This is a genomic window from Paenibacillus sp. FSL R7-0179, from assembly GCF_038002265.1.
Taxonomy (GTDB): Bacteria; Bacillota; Bacilli; order Paenibacillales; family Paenibacillaceae; genus Paenibacillus_AQ.
Genome location: NZ_JBBOCC010000002.1, coordinates 2,413,706 through 2,438,402, shown reverse-complemented (window position 1 = coordinate 2,438,402; position 24,697 = coordinate 2,413,706). Strand labels below are relative to the sequence as shown.

At 53.7% G+C, this 24,697-nt stretch carries 24 protein-coding genes; 3 read left to right on the top strand and 21 right to left on the bottom strand.

Annotation, left to right across the window (positions count from 1 at the left end; translation table 11 throughout):
• Positions 1-111: 111 nt before the first annotated feature.
• The 15 genes from MKX63_RS27050 to MKX63_RS26980 all read right to left on the bottom strand — a co-directional run bounded on the left by MKX63_RS27050 (position 112) and on the right by MKX63_RS26980 (position 17,378).
• A complete protein-coding gene (locus MKX63_RS27050; RefSeq protein ID WP_341021540.1) occupies positions 112-978 on the bottom strand; it encodes a transglutaminase family protein in 867 nt (288 codons plus the stop codon).
• Positions 975-1,928 carry an alpha-E domain-containing protein gene (locus MKX63_RS27045; RefSeq protein ID WP_341021539.1) on the bottom strand — a complete coding sequence of 318 codons (954 nt, stop codon included), beginning with the start codon at positions 1,926-1,928 and terminating at the stop codon, positions 975-977. Before MKX63_RS27045 ends, MKX63_RS27050 begins: the two co-directional genes overlap by 4 nt.
• A gap of 29 nt (positions 1,929-1,957) precedes the next feature.
• Positions 1,958-3,421 carry a circularly permuted type 2 ATP-grasp protein gene (locus MKX63_RS27040; protein WP_341021538.1) on the bottom strand — a complete coding sequence of 488 codons (1,464 nt, stop codon included), beginning with the start codon at positions 3,419-3,421 and terminating at the stop codon, positions 1,958-1,960.
• Between the two features lie 739 nt (positions 3,422-4,160).
• Positions 4,161-5,156, bottom strand: a complete 996-nt coding sequence (ftsY, locus tag MKX63_RS27035) for a signal recognition particle-docking protein FtsY (RefSeq protein WP_341021536.1) — start codon at positions 5,154-5,156, stop codon at positions 4,161-4,163.
• Between the two features lie 266 nt (positions 5,157-5,422).
• Positions 5,423-8,992, bottom strand: coding sequence for a chromosome segregation protein SMC (smc, locus tag MKX63_RS27030; RefSeq protein WP_341021534.1), 3,570 nt, complete (start codon positions 8,990-8,992; stop codon positions 5,423-5,425).
• 161 nt (positions 8,993-9,153) lie between these two features.
• Complete coding sequence (gene rnc / locus MKX63_RS27025) at positions 9,154-9,858, bottom strand: ribonuclease III (RefSeq protein ID WP_036728876.1); 705 nt, start codon at positions 9,856-9,858, stop codon at positions 9,154-9,156.
• 14 nt (positions 9,859-9,872) lie between these two features.
• Complete coding sequence (gene fabF / locus MKX63_RS27020; protein WP_209873549.1) at positions 9,873-11,111, bottom strand: beta-ketoacyl-ACP synthase II; 1,239 nt, start codon at positions 11,109-11,111, stop codon at positions 9,873-9,875.
• A gap of 223 nt (positions 11,112-11,334) precedes the next feature.
• On the bottom strand, positions 11,335-11,568 hold the full coding sequence (acpP, locus tag MKX63_RS27015) for an acyl carrier protein (protein WP_036694165.1): 234 nt from the start codon (positions 11,566-11,568) through the stop codon (positions 11,335-11,337).
• 124 nt (positions 11,569-11,692) lie between these two features.
• Complete coding sequence (gene fabG, locus MKX63_RS27010) at positions 11,693-12,442, bottom strand: 3-oxoacyl-[acyl-carrier-protein] reductase (RefSeq protein ID WP_341021532.1); 750 nt, start codon at positions 12,440-12,442, stop codon at positions 11,693-11,695.
• A gap of 52 nt (positions 12,443-12,494) precedes the next feature.
• Positions 12,495-13,418, bottom strand: coding sequence for an ACP S-malonyltransferase (fabD, locus tag MKX63_RS27005; RefSeq protein WP_341021530.1), 924 nt, complete (start codon positions 13,416-13,418; stop codon positions 12,495-12,497).
• A 91-nt stretch (positions 13,419-13,509) separates the two neighbouring features.
• Positions 13,510-14,499, bottom strand: coding sequence for a beta-ketoacyl-ACP synthase III (locus MKX63_RS27000; RefSeq protein WP_341021529.1), 990 nt, complete (start codon positions 14,497-14,499; stop codon positions 13,510-13,512).
• 8 nt (positions 14,500-14,507) lie between these two features.
• On the bottom strand, positions 14,508-15,497 hold the full coding sequence (gene plsX, locus MKX63_RS26995) for a phosphate acyltransferase PlsX (protein WP_341021525.1): 990 nt from the start codon (positions 15,495-15,497) through the stop codon (positions 14,508-14,510).
• Entirely contained in the window at positions 15,481-16,077 is a 597-nt protein-coding gene (fapR, locus tag MKX63_RS26990; protein WP_341021524.1) for a transcription factor FapR, read from the bottom strand. The genes plsX and fapR overlap by 17 nt, the downstream gene beginning before the upstream one ends.
• A 554-nt stretch (positions 16,078-16,631) precedes the next feature.
• Positions 16,632-16,805, bottom strand: a complete 174-nt coding sequence (rpmF, locus tag MKX63_RS26985) for a 50S ribosomal protein L32 (protein ID WP_019911234.1) — start codon at positions 16,803-16,805, stop codon at positions 16,632-16,634.
• A gap of 51 nt (positions 16,806-16,856) precedes the next feature.
• Positions 16,857-17,378, bottom strand: coding sequence for a YceD family protein (locus MKX63_RS26980; RefSeq protein ID WP_340941084.1), 522 nt, complete (start codon positions 17,376-17,378; stop codon positions 16,857-16,859).
• 139 nt (positions 17,379-17,517) lie between these two features.
• Between MKX63_RS26980 and MKX63_RS26975 the strand changes: the two genes are divergently transcribed.
• Positions 17,518-18,756: a tRNA(Met) cytidine acetate ligase gene (locus MKX63_RS26975; RefSeq protein WP_341023299.1), complete on the top strand. Its 1,239-nt coding sequence runs from the start codon at positions 17,518-17,520 to the stop codon at positions 18,754-18,756.
• Here MKX63_RS26975 and MKX63_RS26970 read toward each other — a convergent pair.
• Entirely contained in the window at positions 18,746-19,786 is a 1,041-nt protein-coding gene (locus tag MKX63_RS26970) for a SepM family pheromone-processing serine protease (RefSeq protein WP_341021522.1), read from the bottom strand. The genes MKX63_RS26975 and MKX63_RS26970 overlap by 11 nt on opposite strands.
• A gap of 161 nt (positions 19,787-19,947) precedes the next feature.
• Here MKX63_RS26970 and MKX63_RS26965 point away from each other — a divergent pair, with 161 nt between their 5' ends.
• Positions 19,948-21,204: a nucleoside recognition domain-containing protein gene (locus MKX63_RS26965; RefSeq protein ID WP_341021520.1), complete on the top strand. Its 1,257-nt coding sequence runs from the start codon at positions 19,948-19,950 to the stop codon at positions 21,202-21,204.
• On the opposite strand, the gene coaD is transcribed toward MKX63_RS26965, so the two are convergent.
• The 4 genes from coaD to MKX63_RS26945 all read right to left on the bottom strand — a co-directional run bounded on the left by coaD (position 21,176) and on the right by MKX63_RS26945 (position 23,467).
• A complete protein-coding gene (coaD, locus tag MKX63_RS26960) occupies positions 21,176-21,694 on the bottom strand; it encodes a pantetheine-phosphate adenylyltransferase (protein WP_341021519.1) in 519 nt (172 codons plus the stop codon). The genes MKX63_RS26965 and coaD overlap by 29 nt on opposite strands.
• Positions 21,678-22,286: a 16S rRNA (guanine(966)-N(2))-methyltransferase RsmD gene (gene rsmD / locus MKX63_RS26955; RefSeq protein ID WP_341021517.1), complete on the bottom strand. Its 609-nt coding sequence runs from the start codon at positions 22,284-22,286 to the stop codon at positions 21,678-21,680. Before rsmD ends, coaD begins: the two co-directional genes overlap by 17 nt.
• Before the next feature lie 363 nt (positions 22,287-22,649).
• Positions 22,650-22,967, bottom strand: a complete 318-nt coding sequence (locus tag MKX63_RS26950) for a hypothetical protein (RefSeq protein ID WP_341021515.1) — start codon at positions 22,965-22,967, stop codon at positions 22,650-22,652.
• 74 nt (positions 22,968-23,041) lie between these two features.
• Positions 23,042-23,467: a hypothetical protein gene (locus tag MKX63_RS26945; protein ID WP_341021513.1), complete on the bottom strand. Its 426-nt coding sequence runs from the start codon at positions 23,465-23,467 to the stop codon at positions 23,042-23,044.
• Between the two features lie 180 nt (positions 23,468-23,647).
• Here MKX63_RS26945 and MKX63_RS26940 point away from each other — a divergent pair, with 180 nt between their 5' ends.
• Complete coding sequence (locus tag MKX63_RS26940) at positions 23,648-24,223, top strand: hypothetical protein (protein ID WP_341021511.1); 576 nt, start codon at positions 23,648-23,650, stop codon at positions 24,221-24,223.
• A 215-nt stretch (positions 24,224-24,438) separates the two neighbouring features.
• Here MKX63_RS26940 and MKX63_RS26935 read toward each other — a convergent pair whose 3' ends face one another.
• Positions 24,439-24,573, bottom strand: coding sequence for a YjcZ family sporulation protein (locus tag MKX63_RS26935; protein WP_209873522.1), 135 nt, complete (start codon positions 24,571-24,573; stop codon positions 24,439-24,441).
• Positions 24,574-24,697: the final 124 nt, after the last annotated feature.

Here is a 24,697-nt window from a genome sequence, read left to right as displayed (position 1 = left end):
AAAATTGCACAAACCTTGTGCAACATGCACAGCACATCTGCTAACCGGGCATAGATTGCAGCTTACCTGCAACAGCAAAGACCCCACATCTGCGGGGTCTCCTCTACGCATTCAATTCTCCAGCTGCCGTACATCCACCTTAACGGTAAGCGTGCCTGCTGCTCCGCGGTATACACCTTTGACCGGAACAATATCCTTATAATCACGTCCATGCCCCAGCTTGATGTAACGCCAGTTCACTTCAACATTATTGGTCGGATCGAAGCCCAGCCAGCCTGTACCCGGAATATGTGTCTCCACCCAGGCATGGGAGGCCTGTTCGAAGTTCGCATTGCCCCCCTGCAGATCCCCGACAAAATGGTACCCGCTCACATAACGCGAGGGCAAGCCGACGCTGCGGCAGACCGCAATCATCAGATGCGCATAGTCCTGGCAGACTCCGCGTTTGAGCATCAGCGCTCTTTTTACCGTTGTATTGACGCTGGTCGCCTCAGGATCGTACGTAAACTGCTCATAGATCGTGGACGACAGCTTCCGGGTCCATTCATACATATCCTCGGCGTCCTCAAAAGGATGCTGCGACGCGAATTCCACCAGCTCCGGCGTCACCTCGGTGTACCGGGTAGGCAGAATAAACTCTATATACCGGTTCTGAAACTTCTCGTCATTCAGCAGCTTCACCTGCTCCTCCAGCGGAATATGCGGCAGATCCGTGCCCTGCGCCTTGTCGAGCGTGACCACGGTCGCTTTGGTGTGAATCACCATCTCCGTGTGCGGCTTATTGACCGAATAGGCATGGACCCGGTTGCCGAAGAAATCCTCATAGGTCAGCAGGTTGGCCGCCGGATGCACCTCTACTTCATGATGATAACAGGATTGCCGGTAGTTTGTGCGCGGCGTCAGCCGGATCTCATTGACACTGTCCGTCACCGGCTCGGGATAGTTGTAGGTGGTTGTGTGATGAATTTGTATTTTCATACCGAGACTCCTTCACGGCGAAAAAAAGCACCGTCCATCGTTCTGCCGAGCCTCTGACAGGATATCATGAGTGCATCCAGCACATCCAGGGCCAGGTCCCCGGACATCTCATCCTTCTCCATATAATCCAGCTCCGCCTTGATCTTACCCGCCTGCCGGATCACCTTCTCATGCCCCGAGCCCTTCTCTGCTGTGTCCAGCTCCAGCTTGGCCAGATGCTCCTCCAGCTTGTGGAACGAGAAGCGGATCGAACGGGGGAACAGCGGGTTGACGATCAGGAATTCCAGAATGCACTCCGGCGACATATCATCGGCATAATACCGGCGGAAGGACTGGTAGCCGCTCACCGATTTCAACACAGCCTGAAGCTGGGTATAGATAGAGCTGATATCCTTTGATCTGCAGGATACCGTGACAGTCTGCAGAATACGCGTTGTGTTCTCTGCCCGCTCCAGAAACCGGCCGCTCTCGATGAAATGCCATTCATTGCCCCGCAGCATCACCGATTGCTCCGCACCGAGGAACATCGCCGCCCGTTCCTTGACCTGCTGATAGAATGGATGGGGACCGCGCATGATATCCGCTACCGACTGCTCCCCGAGCCACAGGTTGAAGCCGTTGACAATATCCCACAGCTCACTCGGCAGATGCTGGCGCAGGGTGCGCAGATTGTTCCTTGCCTGATGCACACAGGAGAATAGAGAGTTGGTATTCCCCATATCTAGTGTGATGAAGGACAATACATCCTGCTCGTTGAAGCTCTCAAACTGGCGCAGATATTCGCTTCGCACTCCAAGTGCATCAATAAGACGCGACCACTTGTGGCCCTCTTCCTGGAAATCCTCTTCCTGCTGGATATGGTAATGTACGTCGATCAGCCGGGCGTGATTCTCAGCCCGTTCAATATACCGGCCGATCCAGAATAAAGCCTCTGCATTGCGGTTCAGCATTCTAGCCACCCCTTTACCATAGATAGTCTCTAGGCCATTACCCAGGTATCCTTTACTCCGCCCCCTTGAGAGGAATTCACGACCAGCGAGCCTTCACGCATCGCCACCCGGGTCAGCCCTCCTGGTATGACATGCGGCTTGCGGTCAGCCCCCATCAGCACAAATGCTCTCAGATCGATATGCCGCGGAGCCATACTGCCTTCTGCCAAGACTGGCGCACGGGACAGCGACATAATCGGCTGAGCGATATAACGCTCCGGTTCGGCCAGTATTTTGAGCCGGAAGTCTATAAGTTCCTCCTTCGTGGCCTCACTTCCGATCAGCATGCCGTAGCCCCCGGAAAGAGATGTCTCCTTCACCACCATTTCAGACAGATGATCCAGCACATACTGGCGCTCTTGCGGCCGTGACAGCAGATAGGTCGGCACATTGCTCAGAATCGGCTCTTCATTAAGGTAATAGCGGATCATGTCCGGTACATACACATACATGGCCTTGTCATCTGCTACCCCGGTTCCCGGCGCATTGGCAATCGCTATATTTCCTGCCCGGTAAGCATTCATCAGACCTGCAACCCCAAGCAGCGAGCTCGGCTGAAAAGCCAACGGATCAATGAAATCATCATCCAGCCGGCGGTACAGCACATCGACCCTGCGCAGCCCGTTCATCACCTTCAGGTAGATTTTGTGGTCCTGCGCGACCAGATCGCGGCCTTCAACGAGATGAATGCCCATCTGCTGCGCCAGAAAAGCATGTTCATAATATGCCGAATTGTATTCCCCCGGTGTCAGCAGAGCAATGACCGGATCTTTGGTCCGGGACGGGGACAGACTGCGCAGCACAGAGAGGAAACGGTTCAGGCTGTGGTCCACATCGCGGATGGAGCTGGCAAACGACAACTCAGGAAACAGCTGGTTCATGAGCGATCTGCCCTTGAACAGATACGAGAAGCCGGAGGGTGTGCGCAGATTATCCTCAAGCACATAATACTCGCCGTCATGATGCCGGATCAGATCGATTCCTGAAGTGGTGATGTACGCACCGCCGGGTACGCGGAGTCCGGACATTTCCGGCCGGAAATAACAGTTCGAAATGATCATCCGCCGCGGTACTATACCGTCCTTCACGATGTATTGCTCATGGTAAATATCATGAATGAACAGATTCAGTGCGGTAATCCGCTGCACGATGCCCGCCTCCAGCCGTTCCCATTCACCCTTGGGGATAATGCGCGGAATCATGTCGAACGGAATCGTCCGCTCCATCGGCTGATCCTGTGCCGGATTATACAGCGTAAAGGTAATGCCTTCTTCCATCATCCGACGCTGCATCAGCTTCTGCTTGCCTTGCAGCTCTTCGGGGCTCATCCCGGAAAACATGCGGTTCACATGCTTGTAATGAGGCCGGACGTTCCGTTCATCCGCATACATCTCATCATAGAAATGCAGGAGCGGATACGGAGACAGACCGGGCAAAGGATCTAGTTTGGACATGAGCCCGACTCCTCTCGGATCAGTATAATGTGTTAAGTTTCTTGACAATTAAATTCAGAATTTAGAAATTTGCCACGAAAATATGATTTACTACCTTCATAATACGTAAATAATATTATTCATGTCAATATATATAACAGCAAAATGGAGTTTCTGAACCATCTTGCCGAATTGGGATCGCTTCCTTTCTCTTAAACTTGCTTTTGTTGGCGAGTTGCGTTCATTCCACATCCCATTGTATGCCGGAGTGCTGACAAGCAGTACTATTATGAATTTTTCATATAATGTATTTTTATAGTAAGTATCTTATCAGATTAAAAATAGTGGAGCAGATGCAATCCCCCTTCAAATTACATTTTTCCCCAAGCGATCATTGTTCTTTAGGAGCGTTTGGTTTAGCGTAAAGGACTGAGGTGCTCTTATCCGGGAAGAAAGTCGCCACTTGGGCGATTAACGGACCGCGTGGACCTTATCCCCTGCAATTCAGCTCCAAAACGTCTCGCAGAAAGACGATAAGGTCGCCTGAGTCCGATAAGCTGCAAAAAGTGGCGTTTCCGCGGGGATAAGATCTCTCCGGTCCATTAGCTGAACTACACTTAATTAAGTGTAGTTTTTTCAACTGCTGGTTTGACAGCACGATTTCAACACAAAAAACTCCCCGGAAATTTATCCTTTCCCGGGGAGTTTGCAGCCTGTTGTATATAGGTTCTGACTATCTTATCCATTCATAGTTAAACGGTTATTCCCCGGAGTCAGCTTCTTCCTCCGAGATCATGCCTGCGAACAGGGCGTGCACGAACTGGTCGGAGTCGAACGGCTGGAGATCTTCCATTTTCTCGCCGAGGCCGACCAGCTTCACCGGCAGGTTCATTTCCTGGCGGATTGCTACCACAATACCGCCCTTCGCCGTTCCGTCAAGCTTCGTCAGTACGAGACCGGTCACACCGCTCTTCTCGCCGAACAGCTTAGCCTGGGTCAGCGCATTCTGTCCGGTAGTCGCATCCAGCACCATCAGCACCTCATGCGGTGCGCTTGGAATCTCGCGCTGGATGACACGGAAGATCTTGTTCAGCTCTTCCATCAGATTGCTCTTGTTCTGCAGCCGGCCTGCCGTATCGCAGATCAGCACATCCACACTGCGCTGCTTAGCCGCCTGAACCGCATCATACATCACGGCAGCCGGGTCCGAGCCCGACTGCTGCTTGATAACATCCACTCCGGCACGCTTGCCCCACACCTCAAGCTGCTCAATCGCTCCGGCACGGAAGGTGTCGCCAGCTGCCAGCAGAACCTTTTTGCCTTCCTGCTTGTAGCGATGCGCCAGCTTGCCGATGGTCGTCGTCTTCCCGACTCCGTTCACACCAACGAACAGGATCACGGTAATGCCGTCCGGATTCTCGTTCAGACTGTTGTCGTCATCGCCGCGCAGCAGCTCCATCAGCTTGCGGGAGAGAATCGGCTGAAGCTCCGCCGCGTCCTCGATCCGCTTCTGCTTCACTTCGGCGCGCAGCTCCTCCACCAGATTCATGACCGTATTCACGCCTACATCAGCGCCGATCAGAATCTCTTCCAGCTCCTCGTAGAACTCTTCATCTATCTTTTTGCGGCGGATAATCAGATCAGAGACCTTCTCAACGAAGCCCTTGCGTGTTTTCTCCAGACCGTCGCGAAACTGTTTCGTTACACTTTCCGTTTTACCGGAGATGCTGTCTTTCAGTTTTTTGAAAAAACTCATATGCTTATGCTTCCTCCTAAAGGGTTATAGGGATCACTTTTTGAATCCTGCGTCTATATAAATTGAACTATTGTTTTTCTGTTTTAGGATTATCCGTGACTCCAGAGAAGTTTTGGACTTCCGGCCGCTGTTGTCTACAGATTTCATGATTTTATACCGTTTTTAACGGTTGAAATCCGTAGACAAAGGCGGTCGCTACCGCTCCTCCAGTTCCAAACCCTCCGCCACTTTTCCTTTAACTTAAATTTTCCGTTCATTCTATATCGTTAAGCTATCTCAGCCTCTTCATCCTCCAGCCGCACGGATACGAGCTTGGATACGCCGCCTTCCTCCATCGTCACGCCATAGAGTACGTCAGCTTCCTCCATCGTTCCCTTGCGGTGGGTCACTACGATGAACTGCGTCTGCTCCGAGAATTCGCGCAGGTACTGGGCGAAGCGCACCACATTAGCTTCATCCAGCGCCGCTTCCACCTCATCCAGGACGCAGAACGGCACCGGCTTGACCTGCAGAATAGCGAACAGCAGAGCCATCGCGGTCAAGGCGCGTTCTCCGCCAGAGAGAAGCTGGAGGTTCTGCAGCTTCTTGCCCGGCGGCTGGGCAACGATATCAATCCCTGTATCGAGCATATGCTCAGGGTCCAGCAGCTGCAGATCTGCCCGGCCGCCGCCGAACAGCTTCGTGAACACCGTGCCGAACTCGCGGCGGATGGCATCGAAGGTCTGCTTGAAGCGCTTGGACATCTCCTCTTCCATCTCACGGATGACATGATACAGCGTCGTTTTGGCTTCCACCAGATCATCCTTTTGCCCGCTGAGGAAGGTATAGCGTTCATGCACCCGCTGATACTCCTCAATCGCGCCAAGGTTCACCTCGCCCAAACCGGAGATGCTGCGCTTCAGTCGCTGCACCTCCAGCTGTGCCGCAGGCACATCCTCCGGCACCGGATAACGCTGCTTCGCCAGCTCGTAGCTTAGCTCGTAGTCATCGCTCAGCTTGCGGAGGATATTGTCCAGCTCCACATCGAGCCGGCCAACGGCAACCTCCGTGGAACGAAGCTTGTCTTCGACTGCCCGGAGCGCCTGACGCTGGTCTTTGGTCTCACCTTCGGCCAGCTCCAGCTTGCGCGAGATCGCCGCACGGTCGGCACGGGCCAGGTCAAGCCTCGCAGACGTATCTTCCTTGCTCAGCCGCAGACTGTTGACCTCTTCCTTCTGCTTCACAGTCTCCCGTGCATTCTCTTCCAGATCCTGCTCGATAGTCATAAGCAGGCTACGGCTCTGGCGCAACTCCTTCTCCTGGGAGCCGGCGTCCTGCCTCATCCGGCGCAGCTGCTCCTCCAGCGAAAAGATCTCCTGATCCAGCTTGCCCTCCGTGACCTTCATCCCGGTCAGCTTGCCCTGCAGCTCTTCCTTGGCCGACTCATTCGCCTTACGGTCCGATTCGGCACTGCGGATCGCTGCATGCGCCTCCTGCTCTTCCTTCTCCAGCCGGGCCAGCTCAGCTTCAGCTTGCTTACGGGCCTCGTCCAGCCCGCGGACCTCCTGCTCGAAGCCGCTCCGCTCCGCGCCTGCGCCTTCGACCTGCTCCTGCACATGCCGCAGTTCCTGCTCCAGCTGCTTCAGATCGCCGGATACGCGCTGTTCCTCCAGCCGCTTCTCGTCACCGTCATGCCGCAGCTGCTCCAGCTTCTCGGAGCCTTTATCCTGTTCAGCGCGCAAGCGGCTAATGCCCTGCTTCAGCTTGGCAATCTGCTGCTCGCTCTCTTCAATCTCACCGGAGAGCTGGTCAAGCTGACGCTTACGGCTAAGCAGGCTGTTGTTCTTCTTGTGCTGGCTGCCGCCCGTCATCGAACCGCCTGCATTGACCACATCGCCTTCCAGCGTAACCACTCTGTAGCGGTATTGGCACTTGGCCGCAATACGGTTCGCCTGCTCCAGACTCTCAGCGATCACGACATTGCCTAGCAGGCTTCCGATAATACTGCCGTACTTGTCTTCATAGCCAACCAGCTCTGAACCGATACCGACGAACCCTTCAGCACCTTGAACCATACTGCGGTCACTGCCGGTAATCTGCCGGGGCCGGATAACATCCAGCGGGAGGAAGGTCGCACGCCCGAGCTGACGCTGCTTCAGGAAAGCAATCGCCTGCCGGGACACCGCTTCATTCTCCATAACCACATGCTGCAAGGAAGCGCCCATAGCGGTCTCAATCGCCATTTCCAGCTTCTCGGGAACAGAGATCAACTCGGCCACTGCCCCGTGTACGCCATTTAGCTGTCCTTTCCGCGCGCCCTTCAGCACCTCTTTGACCCCAAGCATGAAGCCGTCAAAATCATCCTGCATTTCCTTCATCGTCTCATGCCGGGACACCTGGGCTTCGCGCTTCTGCTCCCATTTGCGCAGGCCGCTCTGCGTCTCTTCAAGCAGCTTCTGCCGTTTGCCGGTCTGCTCGCTCTCCGTAATGTACGCGCCGCGCAGCAGTCCGATTTCCTTGCCGAGCGCGGCAATCTTATCCTTCAGCCCGCTCTGTGCGGTGACCAGTTCCTGCAGCCGGGCTGTCCACTTACCGCTCTCCTCCTGGCTGCGGCTCATCCGCCGCTCCAGGCTCTCCTTCTGCTGATCCGCATAGCGGATCTCGTTGCGCGCCTGGGCCATCAGGTTCATCAGCTCAAGCAGAGCGCTCTTGAGCTTCTCTTCCTTGCTCTGGCTGATGCCTCCGGCCACACCCTGCAGCTTCGATTCCTCATCCGCAAGCTGCGCCCGCAGCTCTTCCAGCGCTTGCCGGGTCTGCTTCAGCTTATGCTCAAGCTCCGCCAGCTCGCGCTGCCGCCCCTCTGAACGTTCGCCTACAGAGCCCAGAGTCTGCATGAGCTGTTCCCGGTTCTGCTCCAGATTCCTGCGGCGCTCCTTCAGCAGCTCTCCGTAGCCTTCGCTCTTCTCGTTGGCTTCGCTGCTGCGCAGAAGCTGTTCCTGCAGCTTCTCCACTTCCTGCTCCAGACTCCGCAGCTCCGCCCGGCCGCTCTCCAGCTTAGCATCATGGGCAGAGACCACAGTGGACAGCTCCAACTGCTCCGTCTTAAGCACCTCCAGGCGGGCATTGCCCTCCTGCCAGGAAGTATGTATGCCTTCGATCTGATGCACATATACCGAAATCTCCAGATGCTTCAGCTGCTCCCGCAGCTCCTTGTATCTTATCGCCTTCTCGGACTGGTCCTTCAGCGGTCCCACCTGATCCTCCAGTTCACTGATCAGGTCATGAATACGCAGCAAATTCTGCTCGGTCTCATCGAGCTTGCGGCCGGCGTCCTTTTTGCGCGACTTATATTTTACAATACCTGAAGCCTCTTCAAAAATCCCCCTCCGGTCTTCCGAACGGGTACTGAGAATCTCTTCAATCCGGCCTTGTCCGATAATCGAATAGGCTTCACGGCCGATACCGGTATCCATGAACAGCTCTGTAATATCCTTCAGCCTGCAGGCCTGCTTATTGATCAGATATTCACTGTCGCCGCTGCGGTGGACACGCCGGGTCACGGTCACCTCGCTGAAATCCAGCGGCAGCACATGATCCTCATTATCCAGCGTCAGCGAGACCTCGCCGTAGTTGACCGCCTTGCGGGCATCACTTCCGGCAAATATAATATCCTCCATCTTGCCGCCGCGCAGGGATTTGGCACTCTGCTCGCCAAGCACCCAGCGGATGCCGTCGGATATGTTACTTTTTCCGCTACCGTTCGGGCCGACTACGGCCGTAATTCCGCGTACAAATTCCATCTCTGTTTTGTCGGCAAATGATTTGAAGCCTGCTAATTCAATCCGTTTCAGAAACATAACTCGCCACTCACCTCTGACCCATTATACCATAGTGTTTCCTTGCCAAAACAACCCCACTGACCTTTCGAAAAAGAGCAGCAAAAGTCTGACTTCCGCCGAACCGCCGGCATTCAGACCATTGCTGCTCTACTCCGCATTTCAGATGTTCAAATCTGCCTTCAGGCACCGTCTTCCTTTAGAAGCAATAACGCCGCTGCGGCTGCCTGCTGCTCGGCTTCCTTCTTGGAGCGGCCGCTGCCGCTGCCGAGTGAACGGCTGGCCATATATACTTCTGAGACGAACTCACGCTCATGCGCCGGTCCGCGTTCTTCAATAATCCGATATTCCAGCGTACCCATCCCATGATGCTGTATCAGTTCCTGAAGCTCTGTCTTGAAGTCGCTCATCTGCATTTGCAGCTTACCGTCGGTTTCAACCAGCGGGAATACGTGATTATCCAGGAATCTCCGGGCCGTTTCCAGACCCTGATCGAGATAGAGCGCTCCCACAAAGGCTTCGAACACATCAGCCAGCAGAGCCGGGCGGGTACGCCCGCCCGTAAGCTCTTCCCCTTTTCCCAGCAATACATACCGCCCGAAGCCCAAGGTCTCGGCGAACCGGACCAGCGACGGCTCACAGACAATCGCAGCACGCAGCTTGGTCAATTCTCCCTCGGGTCTGTCCGGGAGCAGATTATACAGATATTCGGACACCGTCAGCTCAAGCACCGCATCACCCAGGAACTCCAGGCGCTCGTTGTCCTGATGCTGATTGAACCGGTGTTCGTTCACATAAGATGCATGGGTGAAAGCCTGCTTCAGAAGTACAGGATCGTGAAATTGGATTTGAAGTTGGCTTTGTAACTGCTTCAGGTCTCCTTTCACTGCACTGTCTCCCCTTACTTATTATATTTTTTGAGAATAACGGTTGCGTTGTGTCCCCCGAATCCGAAGGAATTCGACATCGCGATATTCAGCTCCGCTTGACGGGGCACATTCGGGACATAGTCCAAATCGCATTCCGGATCAGGGTTGTCCAAATTGATGGTAGGGGCAATCATACCCTTCTGCAGAGACAGCCCGCAGATAATCGCTTCCACCCCGCCGGCAGCACCAAGCAAGTGGCCTGTCATCGATTTGGTCGAGCTGATCGCAACTTTGTACGCATGCTCTCCGAGCGCCTTTTTCACAGCGGCTGTCTCTGATTTATCGCCTACCGGTGTAGATGTACCATGCGCATTGATATAGTCGATATCCTCAGGATTAATGCCGGCATCACGGATCGCCATCTTCATGCAGCGTGCTGCACCGTCAGGATCAGGCTCCGTCATGTGGTGGGCATCGGCGCTGAGACCGTATCCGATAACTTCGGCATAGATCTTGGCTCCGCGCTTCTCAGCGTGCTCCAGGGATTCGAGAATCAGGATTCCCGCACCCTCACCCATGACAAAACCGTCACGGTCCACATCAAACGGACGGCTGGCCTTCTCCGGCTCGTCATTGCGGGTGGACATGGCTCTCATTGCACAAAAGCCTGCCATTCCTGTAGGACGGATGGTCGCTTCCGCACCGCCGCAGATCATCGCATCCGCATCACCGCGCTGGATCAGACGGAAGGATTCACCGATGGAGTGGCTGCCTGTCGCACAAGCGGTCACTGTCGTTGTATTCGGCCCCTTGGCCCCGAGATTGATCGACAGCTGGCCGGAGCCCATGTTGGCAATCATCATCGGAATGAAGAAAGGACTGACCCGCTTCGGGCCTTTTTCGAGCAGCAGGTTGTGGTTATCTTCCCATGTGCCCAGGCCGCCGATTCCAGAGCCGACAGATACGCCGATCCGTTCTGCATCGATATCTTCACCGATTGTAAGTCCGCTGTCCTTCAGCGCATCTTCACCGGCAGCAACCGCGAATTGTACGAACCGGTCCATCTTGCGGGCTTCCTTGCGGCCGAAGCGTGCTTCCGCATCGAAATCCTTGACCGAGGAAGCGATTCGTGTTGGATATTCGCTAACATCAAAAGCTTCAACCAGGGATACACCGGACTTGCCGCTCATGAGGCTATCCCAGAACGTCTCAAGATCCTTACCCAGCGAAGTCATTACACCCATGCCAGTTACAACTACTCTATGATTCAAACATAATCACCCCGTCTATAGGCTGTGTACCTCTACAATTAGTAAACGCAAACATGCCAGATGTCTATATAAACTGCAGTCGCCGCAAGATTAATTAATCTGCGGTTCTGTTATTATCTTCATCAAGATGCTCATGCACCACTTCGCGGACGCTTGGCTTAAAGAACCGTAAAATGAGGAGAAGTCCCGCCCTGGCAGGAACGGGACCCTCAATCATATGACTCTAGGTATGAGATTGTATGTACTTCACAACTTCACCCACGGTCGTAATTCTCTCTGCATCTTCATCAGAGATTTCCATGTCGAATTCATCTTCCAATTCCATTACCAATTCTACTACATCAAGAGAATCAGCACCTAAATCATCTTTGAAAGACGCTTCTAATGTTACCTCTGCTTCATCGGCACCTAAGCGGTCGATGACAATGCGTGTTACACGCTCCAATACATCGGACATCCGGTTCACCTCCTCTTTTGGTATTATACGAGATATGAAGTCAAAATACCATAGAGCATAAAAAACGCTGCCCTGGCCGCCTCTGTCCATCTTCCCCCGTAATGATCTGATGCCCTGCGAAGCCTTACATGTACATTCCGCCATCCACATGAAGCGTCTGGCCTGTCATATAGGCTGCCCCTTCCGAAGCCAGGAATACCGCCGCATTCGCAATGTCCTCCGCCCGCCCAAGCTCTCCCAAGGGAATCCCCTTGATCAGCTCGCTGCGAACCTCATCGGACAACTCGCGGGTCATGTCGGTATCAATGAAGCCGGGCGCGATGCAGTTCACGGTGATTCCACGTGATGACAGCTCGCGGGCCGCAGACTTCGTCATGCCGATTACACCCGCCTTAGCAGCGGTATAGTTCACCTGTCCGGGATTTCCCGTCACACCTACGACCGAGGAAATATTGATGATCCGGCCATAACGCTGCTTCATCATCGGGCGGGTTACTGCCTTCAGGCAGTTGAAGACGCCCTTCAGATTCGTCTCGATGACCTGATCGAATTCTTCCTCTTTCATACGCATGATCAGATTATCCCGGGTAATGCCCGCATTGTTCACCAGGATATCGATTTTGCCCCAGGCCAGGATAACCTCCTTGACCAGGTTCTCGGCGTCACTGCTGCGGCCGACATTCCCCTGCAGAGCGATTCCTTCCGAGCCCAGCTCATGAATACGGGCCACGGTCTCTTCGGCTGCCTGAAGACTGCCGGAATAGTTCACCGCGACCTTCACGCCATGAGCAGCGAGTGCCAAGGCTATGCTGCGGCCGATCCCCCGGGACCCTCCGGTTACAAGGGCGGTCTGACCTTTTAGTGCTGCAAACATGCTATGTTGTCCCCCTTCGATAATCATGCGGCTGCGGCCAGGCCCAAGCTGCTTACCAGCCAGCCTGCACGCTCTCCAGACTGTTGATATTTACAACCTTGACATTCCTGTCAATTTTGCGGATCAGGCCAGCCAGCACACTACCGGAGCCGATCTCTACAAAAGTATCTACTCCTGCGCCGATAAGCCATTCCACGCTATCCTGCCAGAGTACCGGAGAATATACCTGTTCTACCAGCAGCTTGCGGATTTCTTCCGGGTCTGTCACCGGAGCAGCAGTCACATTGACCACTACCGGCATAGCGGGAGCCTTAAAGGTTACCTTGTCGAGCTCAGCGGCCAGCCGCTCAGCCGCACCCTTCATTAATGAGGAGTGGAACGGCCCGCTAACCTCCAGCGGAATTGCCCGTTTGCCCCCGGCTTCCTTCACACGCCGGACCACCTCACCGACACCGGCTACGGTACCGGAGACCACAATCTGTCCCGGACAATTGACATTCGCCAGTTCAACGGGAGTACCCGCCGCTGTAATACTGCGGCATAATTCCGTAAGCGCCTCACGGTCTGCTCCAAGCACCGCTGCCATGGCCCCCTGTCCTCCAGGAACGGCTTCTTCCATGAATTGTCCGCGCAGGCGGACCAGCCGTACAGCATCTTCATAAGACAGCACGCCGGCTGCCACAAGAGCGCTATATTCACCCAGACTGTGACCTGCCACATAATCCGGCATAACCTTAAGACCGCTTAATGCTTCCAGATAAGCCACACTGGCTGTAACCAGTGCCGGCTGCGTGTTCACCGTCTGCTTAAGCTCGCTGTCCGGCCCTTCAAATACAAGCCCGCTCAGCGGAAACCCAAGCACCTCGTCACCCTTTTCAAAGACCGCACGGCTCTGAGGCAATGCTTCATATACATCCTTACCCATACCGACTGCCTGTGCACCCTGACCGGGAAAGACAAATGCGATTTTGCTCATGAGGTATACAGCTCCTTCCCTTTAACTGCAGCCAACCCGGATATTCTCCGGATCAAGCTGCTGCGCGTTGCTATTATTAATGCCCCGATACTTACCAGATCAGCACAGAAGCACCCCAAGTAAGTCCGCCGCCGAAGCCGACCATAAGCACAGCATCGCCTGCCTTCATCCGGCCTTCCTCGGCTGCTTCTACAAGAGCCAGCGGAATGGAGGCTGCGGAGGTATTCGCGTATTTATCAACGTTGACTACAACCTTCTCCGGCGGCAGATCCAAACGCTGCATAGCGGATTGAATAATCCGGATGTTGGCCTGATGCGGCACGAACAAGTCGATATTCTCCTTAGACAATCCCGCCTTGGTAAGCACACGCTCCGTAGCCGATCCCATAACTCGTACTGCGAACTTGAAAACCTCGCGGCCATTCATATAGATGAAGTGCTTCTTGTCTTCTACGGTCTGCTGGGAAGCCGGGAGACGCGAGCCGCCGGCTTCAAGATTAAGCAGGCTGCCGCCAGAGCCTTCCGCCCCAAGATCGAAGGACTTGAAACCGCGTCCTTCCGGAACCTCGCCGACGATTACCGCACCTGCGCCGTCACCAAACAGCACGCAGGTGTTGCGGTCAGTATAGTCTGTAATACGCGACAGCGTATCTGCGCCAATCACCAGCGCATTGTTATACATTCCATTCTGGATAAAGCCAGTAGCTGTAGCCAGGCTGTAGACGAACCCTGAGCAGGCTGCCGACAGGTCAAAGGCGGCTGCGTTCTTGGCCCCCAGCTTGTCCTGAAGAATGCAGGCTGTGGAAGGGAAGGCACTGTCAGGTGTAACTGTAGCGACAATGATCAGATCCAGCTCCTCGGCCTTCATGCCTGCGGATTCGAGTGCCTTCAGGGCCGCTTCATAGGCCAGATCGGAGGTAGCCTGTTCCGGGGCTGCAATATGCCGTTCCCGGATTCCTGTGCGGCTGACGATCCATTCATCATTCGTTTCAACGATCTTCTCCAGATCGCTGTTGGTTAATACTCTCTCAGGTACATATTTACCAGTCCCAATAATTCCAACCGGACGTAATTGTCTCATGTCTTCACTCACTTCCCGCTAATTTCCTTCGATATACTAGGCACCAGCTCAGCCTTCAGGGCAATCCGTGCCTGTCTTACCGCATTCTTCACCGCATTGCCGTCTGACGAACCATGCCCCTTGACTACCAGGCCGCTAAGACCGAGCAGCGGCGCCCCGCCGTGTTCCTTATAATCCATCTTGCCCTTCAGCCCTCTAAGCTCAGGCATCAGGATCGCCGCCCCCAGCTTAGTCTTCAGCGATTTGCTGAATTGCTCCTTCAGCAGGGAGAACATCGCACCGGCCGTTCCCTCCAGCGTCTTCAGAAGTATATTACCGGCGAAGCCGTCACAGACCAGCACATCGCAGCTTCCGGTGAGCACATCCCGCGCTTCCACATTGCCGACAAAATGAATGCCCGGCAGCGCCTCCAGGAGCGGATAGGCTTCCTTGGTCAATTCGTTTCCCTTGCCCGGCTCAGTCCCGACGTTGAGCAGGCCTACCCGGGGCTTCGCAATGCCATGCACTTTATTGCGGTAAATGCTGCCGATCTGGGCATACTGTGCCAGATGCTGCGGTTTGGCATCCATATTCGCGCCAAGATCCAGGGCCAGCACACCGACATCATCCAGCGTTGGAATCATCGGAGCCAGCGCCGGCCGTTCGATTCCTTCCATTCTTCCGACTACCAGAAGTCCTGTAGTCATGAGCGCTCCGGTATTGCCGGAGGAGATCATGGCATCGGCTTCTCCCTCGCGGACCATCCGTCCGGCTACGACCATGGATGAGTCTTTTTTACGGCGGACCGCCTTCACCGGCTCTTCATCCGAACCGATCACATCCCCCGCATGACGAACCGTAACATTGGAAGGCTTACTCTTCAGCAGCGGTTCAAGCCGCGCTTCATCACCGACAAGTACGATCTCTATGTCACTCCATTCTGCAGCCGCTGCCAGCGCGCCTTCCACATTACATTCAGGAGCATTATCCCCGCCCATGGCATCAATGGCGATCCGCACTCCGGTTTCCCCCTTCGCTGTACTCTTCAGTTGCTGAACGATACACTATAAAATGGCCTTGAAATACCAGCTCTTCTCCGACATATGTAAATACATCCACTTCAGCCTTGCCGTTCCGGCCCGCAAGTGAGCGCACCTGCGCCTTGGCAATGCATTTCTCGCCCAGCCGGACCATGCGCACAAACCGGAGGTCGGCCGAAGCCGTTAAGGCAATCTCATCATTAATTATAGCTACTGCCAGCGAATTCGCCTGTCCGAACACGTAATGGCCCCGGGCAATCCCGTTACGGGAGAACACATGCTCATCGCGGATCTCGAAGATCGATATCCCGCTCTTGTCCAGCTGCAGATCCACAATATCACCGACCACTTCATCGGCCGGCAGGGAACGCACCTGATCATAGGAATGCTCCGCCATCTGCTTCATCCGCTCACGCAGCTCCGGAATCCCCAGCTCCAGCCGGTCCAGCCGGATCGTCTGGATACTCACCTTCAGCTGGCGGGTTAATTCCCGGTCAGTTACAAACGGGTTCCCTTCAATTATAGCCAGCAGCTGCTGCTGACGTTCCTTCTTGGACATCCGCTCGATAGCGGCTCACCTCCCGGTACAGGACTGATGTGCAGCTCACCGGCCCGCAAGAGTGGCCGCTGTATTTATGATTCACTGTTATTCCTTACCATTTAGAACCAGGTACTAATATGTAGTATAAAGCATGCCGGCGCAAAAATAAAGCTTTGGCTTGAAAAGCGCCTGAAAACCCGTGCAGTGCAAGGCACGGCAGCTCAGTACCAGCTTCTACTCAACAAGTCATCCTAACAGATGACTAAGATTCACTGCGTGCGGACACAATGTATGCTGTTTTTCGCATACATTCGGGCCATATGCCTGGGTGCGGGCACAATGTATGTTGTTTTTCACATACATTCGGGCCATGCGCCTGGGTTCGGGCAGAATGTATGCTGTTTTTCGCATACAATCGGGCCGTATGCCTGGGTGCGGGCACAATGTATGCTGTTTTTCACATATATTCGGAGCATATGCCCGCTGTAACCAGCCGATTGCATTCATAAACTCTTATTTTCACATAAAAATAGCACTTCACCGGCAGATGAAGTGCTACTCTTATATTCAAACTATTGTTTGATGATTTCTCTTGCTTTGTATGTTCCGCAAACTTTACATACGTGGTGAGCAAGTTTCAGCTCTCCGCATTGTTCGCATTTCACCATACCTGGAACAACCAGTTTAAAGTGAGTACGACGCTTGTCACGGCGAGTCTTGGACGTTCTGCGTTGTGGTACTGCCATTGTTAGACACCTCCTGATTTTGTTGTAACCCAATTCACTTGGGATTTGTTCTTAGTCGTCTTGCTTGGTAAAGAATCCTTTCAACGCAGCGAGTCTAGGATCGATCACTGTGTTGTCGCAACTGCAGGTGCCTTCGTTCAAGTTCTGTCCGCATTTCTGACAAAGACCAAGACAGTCTGCCTTGCACAATACCGAATCCGGTAAGTGCAGTACGAAATTTTCTTCCACATACGGGATAAGATCCACAATCTCATCTGTGATGTAAATGAGTTCCTCATCTTCATCTTCCGGAAGAATTGGCTGCTTAAGCCACTTGAAGGTCTCAGCGAAAGGAATGTTCAGCTTACTCTTGACCTCACCGAGACAACGTGAACATAACATGTCCACTTCTCCGTTCAGTGTTCCCACCACGTTCACACTATCGGTTCCCGCGGGCAGCGCTTTAAGGTCTACTGAGAGTGGTGCAACAGCAAGTATATCCTTGCGCCCTGTGACAATCCCGCTGACATCCACAACTTCGTGGAGGACCAGAGGCTCGTCGGCATTCGCTAATTTGCGAAAGTGAATGTTCATCGTTATCACTCCAAACAAACAAAATTTATTATACCTATTATTCCCTGGCTTTGTCAACCACTTTCCCTTTATATTGTTTCAGGGAGCGTGACAATTTATGATATACAATATAGATTCCAGAATGGGGCGTGAAGCAACTGTGGCAGCTGTAGGTATTATAGCCGAATATAACCCTTTACATAACGGGCATGTCCATCATTTCACCGAGGCAAAAAGAATCTCGGGAGCGGACCGCTCCATTGTCATTATGAGCGGACCGTTCACCCAGCGCGGCGAGCCGGCGGCGGTCAGCAAGCGCGCCCGCACTGAGATGGCGCTGCATATGGGCGCCGATCTGGTTATTGAACTGCCGGTGGCGTACGCCGTCCAGCCGGCGGAATGGTTCGCCTTCGGAGCGGTCTCGCTGCTGGAGGCGACCGGTGTCGTCGGCAGCCTGTGCTTCGGCTCCGAAGCAGGCTCTTTGGGCGTACTGCTGCCTCTGGCCGGCTTCCTGGCCGAAGAGAGCAGTGCGCTTAAGGAGGAGATCCGCGCCCGCCTCTCCGGGGGCGCGGGATTCCCGGCCGCCTACAGCGCTGCTGCGGCGGCGGCCTGGGGGGCCTCTTTCATGGGAGAGGAGAAACCGGAAGATGCCGAAGATATATTACGGCAGCCCAACAACAGCCTCGGCCTGCACTACCTGATCGCGCTAAGGCGGCTGGGCAGCGCGATCAAGCCCTTAACCGTGCCGCGTACCGGCGCGGGCTTCCACGACCCGCTGGAGAGCGGGTCGGCCATTGCCAGTGCAACAGCCATCCGCAGGCTGCTGCAGGAGGGCGGATCACCGGCAGCTTACATGCCGGAGTATGCCCTGTCCATCCTGGAGCGTGAGCGTGCCGCAGGCCGGGGACCGGTACGGCTGGAAGACTTCGCGGGCCCGCTGCGCCATGTACTCTCTACCCGCTCTGCTGCGGAGCTGCACACGCTGCAGGATATGAACGAGGGCCTGGAGAACCGGCTGCTCAGCAGCCTGCACCAGCTGGACAAGTTCACCGTCGGCGGACTGCTGCAGGAGCTTAAGAGCAGACGGTATACACTCACCAGGCTTCAGCGTCTGCTGCTTCACACCTTGCTGAATCACAGCAAAGCAGAGATGTCCCCCTCCGTTCTTTCTCAGGGTCCCGGCTACATAAGGGTTCTCGGCTTCCGCGAGAGCGGCCGGGAGCTGCTGAAGCAGATGAAGCTGACAGCGGTGCTTCCGGTGATTACAAGCCCTGCCCGCTACACCCATCCCATGCTGGAGCGGGACCTCCAGGCGGCGGCTGTGTTCGCCGGGGCTTATGCCGACCCGATGCGCAGCGATCTGTACAGTGATTATCTTGAGCCGCCGGTCAGGATTTGATGACCGGCAGCTCCTCCATGTATTTCAGAGCATCGGATAGTGTTGAGACAGGAACCAGCTTCATGTCCGTGCCGATTTGCTCCGCCTTTGCCTTGGCCTCATCATAGTTTTTAAGCGGAACGAAGAAAATCTCCGCGCCCTTACGGTCGGCCGCTACAATCTTATGCTTCACACCGCCGATCGGCCCCACGTTCCCCTCCGCATCTATCGTACCCGTGCCTGCTACCTTCCGGCCCTTGGTGAGATCCCCCGGCGTAAGCCGGTTGTAGATTTCCATGGTGAACATCAGTCCGGCAGAGGGCCCGCCTACGTTAGTATCCACGAAACTGACGGCTTTACCTTTCTCCTTAGGCTCCACCTTTTGAACCGCACCAATAACGACTCCGAAGCCCGGCCGGGCAGCCGCAGCTTCTTTATCCTTGACCCCCACCAGCTTGACCTGCTCTTTAATCTCTTTGCCGTCACGCTGGAGCAATACATCCACGGTATCCCCGATCTGGTGAACCGACAGCAATTTGGACAGCGCGGCCGGATCGGCGGCCTTTTGCCCGCCTACACTGATGATTTTGTCCCCCGGCTGGAACCGGTCCTGATTGGCAGCTTCGGGTACAGAGAACACGTACAGATAATCCACGACATCCTCATAGGGTACACCTGCCGCATGATAAGCTGCCTGCACAGCATAGGATTGTGAACTATTCATATAGAACACCTGTTCCGCAGCATATTCCTGCTCAGTCTTATCTTGCAGGCGTGTTTCCTTCAATACTACCTCGGCATTCGAGTTGAACACAGAGGCGATTAGAAGAGCCACATTCGCATAGCTTGCCGAAACCGTGGTCATCATGAAGGTTCCCTGCTCCTGCGGATCGGCATTCTCCACCTTGATCATCGGTGCCACCTCCGAGGCGCTTCCCGGCTGATATACAATATAAGGCGTGTTCATGAAGACGACAACATAGAGAATGACCACGAATGAAAATAGATAGGCTGAAGCGCGAATGCCTACCCGGCGTTTATACTGCCTCAAGTCTCTTCCCCTTCTTTCCTGCGGATGATGCCCCGGCACTTAGAATGTCGTACCTTAGCCTTGAGCTTCACTCCGGCTGTGTGGCATGATGGTTGTCTCCCCTGCATAAATTGGTAACAAGATCTGCCCATGTCCTAAGCTATGAAGAGGGGATAACTCTAATGATAAACTTTAGATCCAGACGCTTTCTGTCGGATTCAGCTCCATTTATACCCGGGGCTTCAGCCATTCTGCTCGCTGCAGCGATTATTATTGCACCTGAAGCCTCGTTCAAGGCTTCACTTACGGGCCTTAAGCTCTGGTGGACCCTGGTTTTTCCTGCGCTGCTGCCCTTCCTGATCCTCTCAGAGATGCTAAGCGCATCCGGCTTCGTGCATGGTATCGGCGTTCTGCTTGAACCGCTGATGAAGCGGTGCTTCAGACTTCCCGGGGCGGTCGGCTGGACGCTGGTGCTCGGTCTAACCGCAGGCTTCCCGGCAGGAGCCGGAGGAGTGATGCAACTGCACAAGCAAGGGGACATTACAGACAAGGAGGCTGGAAGACTGGCGGCTGTTGTACATTATGCCAGCCCGGTCACTCTGCTTATTGTAGTAGGAACAGCCTTCCTGCACAGTCCAGCAGCCGGATATGCCCTGCTTGCCATTCACTGGCTGTCAGGGGTAGCCGCAGGAATTCTGTCCGCTTGCTTCAATGGCCCCCGCAAGATGACGTCACCTATTTCGCAAGAAAGTGGTCCCAGCCATACCGGAAGCCGCTCCAGCGCCAAAAAAGCATCCTTACCCGGGCGTATCCATCAGGCAGCAGCAGATGCCCGTTCAAGGGACGGACGGGGCTTCGGTAAGGTGCTAGGTGAATCCGTATCCTCCGCCGTACAGAGCCTAATGATTGTAGGCGGCTATATGATCATGTTCGCGGTTGTCATAAGTATTGTTACCCGGTTATTCCCTCAGCTGCCGGTTATGGTTACAGGAAGCATGCTTGAGATTCATCTCGGAGCCCGGGCAATGACTTCAGCCACAGCAGGTCCCGAAGGCTTCGTCGTAGGCGGTCTTCTTGGCCCGGCACTGCTGTCCGCCGGACTGGCCTGGAGCGGCATCTGCGCCCAGCTCCAGGCACTGACAGTGCTGAAGGCAGCCAATGTCCGCTTCCTCCCGTTCACCGCAGTCAGGCTGCTGCATGGACTATTTGCCTTTGCGTTCACAATCCTGCTGTGGACACCGATGCTCCATATTCAGTCTGCAGTGCTGCCGGTTCTTGCCGGTTCTCCCCCAGCTGCTCTGCCGCAAGCGGGCCTTTCGCTGAACATATGGACTCTGACCCCACAGATTCTGGGACTTCAGATCCTGGTTGTTACGCTGCTGCTACTGCTGTCTGCTGCCGTAAAGCTGTTTACTTCAAACCGCCGTCCATCCGGCTGAACTTCAGCTTCATCGCCTGCTCCACCTCAGGAGTTACAAAATCCGAGACCTTCCCGCCGAAGTGGGCAATCTCCTTGACCACACTGGAGCTAAGATAGGAGTATCTCGGATTGGTCATCATAAATATAGTTTCTGCTTCAGGGTCAAGGTTATGATTAATGGAAGCATTCTGAAGCTCATATTCGAAATCGGTAACAGTCCGGATTCCCCGGACAATGACCTGGGCGTCCTTTTGCCTCACATAGTTAACCAGGAGATCACGGAAGCTGTCCACCTCAACATTCGGAATATCCGCTGTCGCCTGACGCAGAAGCTCTGTCCGTTCCTCGACCGAGAATAACGGATTCTTGCTCAGATTATTCAGCACCGCAACGATCAGCCTATCGAACTGCTTGGCGGCCCGGTGAATAATATCCATGTGTCCCAGCGTAACCGGATCGAAGGTTCCAGGATAGATGGCGACACGTTCTTTTCTAATTTGCAGACTCATCATTAACCTCCTTGCCGCTTGCGGCAGCCTCTGGAACAGCAGCTTCATACCGGTAGATAGAGATCGTAACCTCTCCATAGACGGATTGCTTCGTTCTCACGAACCCGGGTATCTCCTCCGGATAGGCATATCCCGATTCATGCTCCAGCACGATCACTGCATCAGGGTTCAGCAGCAGCTTGTCCGCCAGCGTAACCATCAGCTCGTCTCCATGCTTCATCCGGTAAGGCGGGTCCAGAAAAACAAGATCAAAGATTCTCCCGCGCTTTTGAAGTGCCCCAAGTGCTCTTCCCGCATCATTGCGGTAGACCTCAGCCTGCGCCTCCAGCCGAGACGCCTTCAGATTAGCGCGCACCGTGTCAATCGCCTTCTGCTCCATGTCCACAAATACCGCAGCTTCCATCCCTCTGCTCAGAGCTTCGATCCCCAGGCCTCCGGTACCTGCATACAGATCAAGCACCGTACCTCCTTCAAAATAAGGCCCGATCATACTGAATAACGCTTCCTTCACTTTATCGGTAGTAGGCCGTGTGCCATTGCCTGGAACACTTTTAAGCGGCCTGCCTTTTGCACTTCCCGATATGACTCTCACCGATCATCCACCTGCTTTTTAGCTTTATGTCTCTACATTACTATGCCATTACAGGGCATAAGTCCAAGCCTATAGTACCACAATTATTCCATGAAATAAAAAGATTGTCCGACTTTGTCACAATGAGGAGCAGAAGAATATTCACATGCAAATGTATAAAACTCCTGTAACCGGGACATCCTGTAACTATCGACATCACAAAATGTCGTAGACAACCGCGAAGCAGGCTTACGTTTCCCCATAAGCTCTTCGTCCGGTTTCTCCTCTCCCATGAAAGAGGCTCCCGAAAGGGAGCCTCGATTTTTATTTCACGCCAAAAAGCCCCCGCCTTGAAATCAAGATGCGGGGGCATGCTGTGTATACTTATATAATCCGCTTCAGCTTGGCTTCCTGCTCAATGGAGCGTGCTGAGAGAAGTTCGATAATTCTGTGCTGATTCTCCAAAAGAGACTCCACGTTGATGAGCCGTTCGTTTGTTTCCAGCACAGCACGTTTAATTTGTTCCTGATCTTGTTTCATGTTCTGCTGCTCTGTCTCTATTCGATCCAAACGCTCGTTGACGGTGACTAATTCCTCCTTAACTGAGGACATGTCATCCTTAAGTGAGGACACGTCCTCCTTTACTGAAACTAACTCTTCCCGAATAACGGACCGCAATAATTGTACCAGATCATCATTCATGTGCTCCGCTCCTTCAAACTTAATATATAGATTGTACCAGAAGCAAATGTATTATTCTACTTCATTTCTGCTTGTCATTTGACCTTATCGATCTTGAACACAAACTTCCAGGAGGCTGAATTTCCGGAATACCGCCCGCGGTTTTCGACTACCTTCACTGTCAGCGATTTGTTCTGGGTATCCTTAAGGGTAGAGACCTTAATTGAGGCGTTAGCCGAGCCTTCATCTGGGATCTTATCCTGTTCCTGAGCTTCAGCACGAAGCTTGATGCTTGCTGTAGAAGTCAGATCCAGCGTGACTGAATCCCCTTCCTCAAGCTCCTCTCCATTGACGAATCCGCCCCACCACCACTCATTGCCTACATGATCATTCTCTACCAGTTCAGCACTTACAAACGTAACCTTAACCTTCTGAGTCTTGCCTGCTGCCGATATTGGCTGCACACTTAAGGATAGCGCAAATATCATCACAAAAAAAAGCGTTGCCAGTTTCCGCTTCATTTTAAAATAGCACCTCTTCACCATTCTATTTTTTACCAATTATATCAGGTCAAATGACTTAGTTCTATAGACTCACAAAATATTCATATCTATTAGTCACATCCGTGAATAAATTCAATCCGGCCCGACAAGGTTACATATATAGTATATGGATAACAGATAGATTCAGGAGGAACCGCTATGAAGAAGCCCTTGTATAAAAAGATGTCGTCCCTTGCCCTAATGATCGTATTCGGCGGTGCCATCGGACTGACCGCAGGCTGCAGCACCCCAGCTAATCAGGCCGCCCCAACTCCTACCGTGGCAACGAGCCCGACAGCAGCCCAATCAACCCCCGGACCTGTCACTGAACCCTCCACCGGGAAGGGGGCAGTGAACTGGGAATCGGCGATCCAGCAAATCGCGGCTACGGATACGGAGGCCACACAAAAAGCAGATGCCGCAGAAGTTTTGGCGAGATCGTACACTCCGTCGGCTGTGGAGCTTAAAGATTTTGAATCCCAGATCGTGGAAGAGTACACCGCCGGGAATTATCTCGCACATAGCGGGGATGCCGGATACATGCTGACGAACCTGTTCAAGGCTACCGTTGTGGAGCGCAATCACCCTGACGGTGAGGCCATTAAGGAGTTTGCCTTTGACTTTTATCAGAATACTAAGAATGTCTTCCGCGGAAATGATGCTGTGGACAGCGAAGCCGTACAATCAAATGAAACGCAGATGGATAAGGCGTTGTCAGAGATTACAACCAAGTAAAACTTCTTATGTCACCCGCATGGGACCTCCAGTATTGATTGACTATCAGCAATGTTGGTGATACCTTTCATCAGCGATGGACTACCAAAAGATTTTTACAACCGATTCCCGTGGATAACCTTTACAGGCTGTCGCAGCAGCAAGGATTGTCCACCCTGCACCCGCAAAAAAGCGCAGTCCCGGATTACCGTGACCGCGCTGACTAACTGGATCTCCTAGTAGAAGCAGGCACTCAGAATAATAACGAGCAGGATATAAAGAACCAGAATCGCGCCTGTCGATGTCCAAGGGCTTACTCCACACGTATTCACGCCGCCTACATTGCCACCGTATCCGCAATCTGCACCCATGAGATTACCTCCTTCATAATGTTGACTACAAAACATCATATGAGTAAGTAGCCTGATCAGATTGGGCGAAACGGACATAATTTGGGGCGTATGTACAAGGGCACCCTGCCCGCCCGAATGTTAG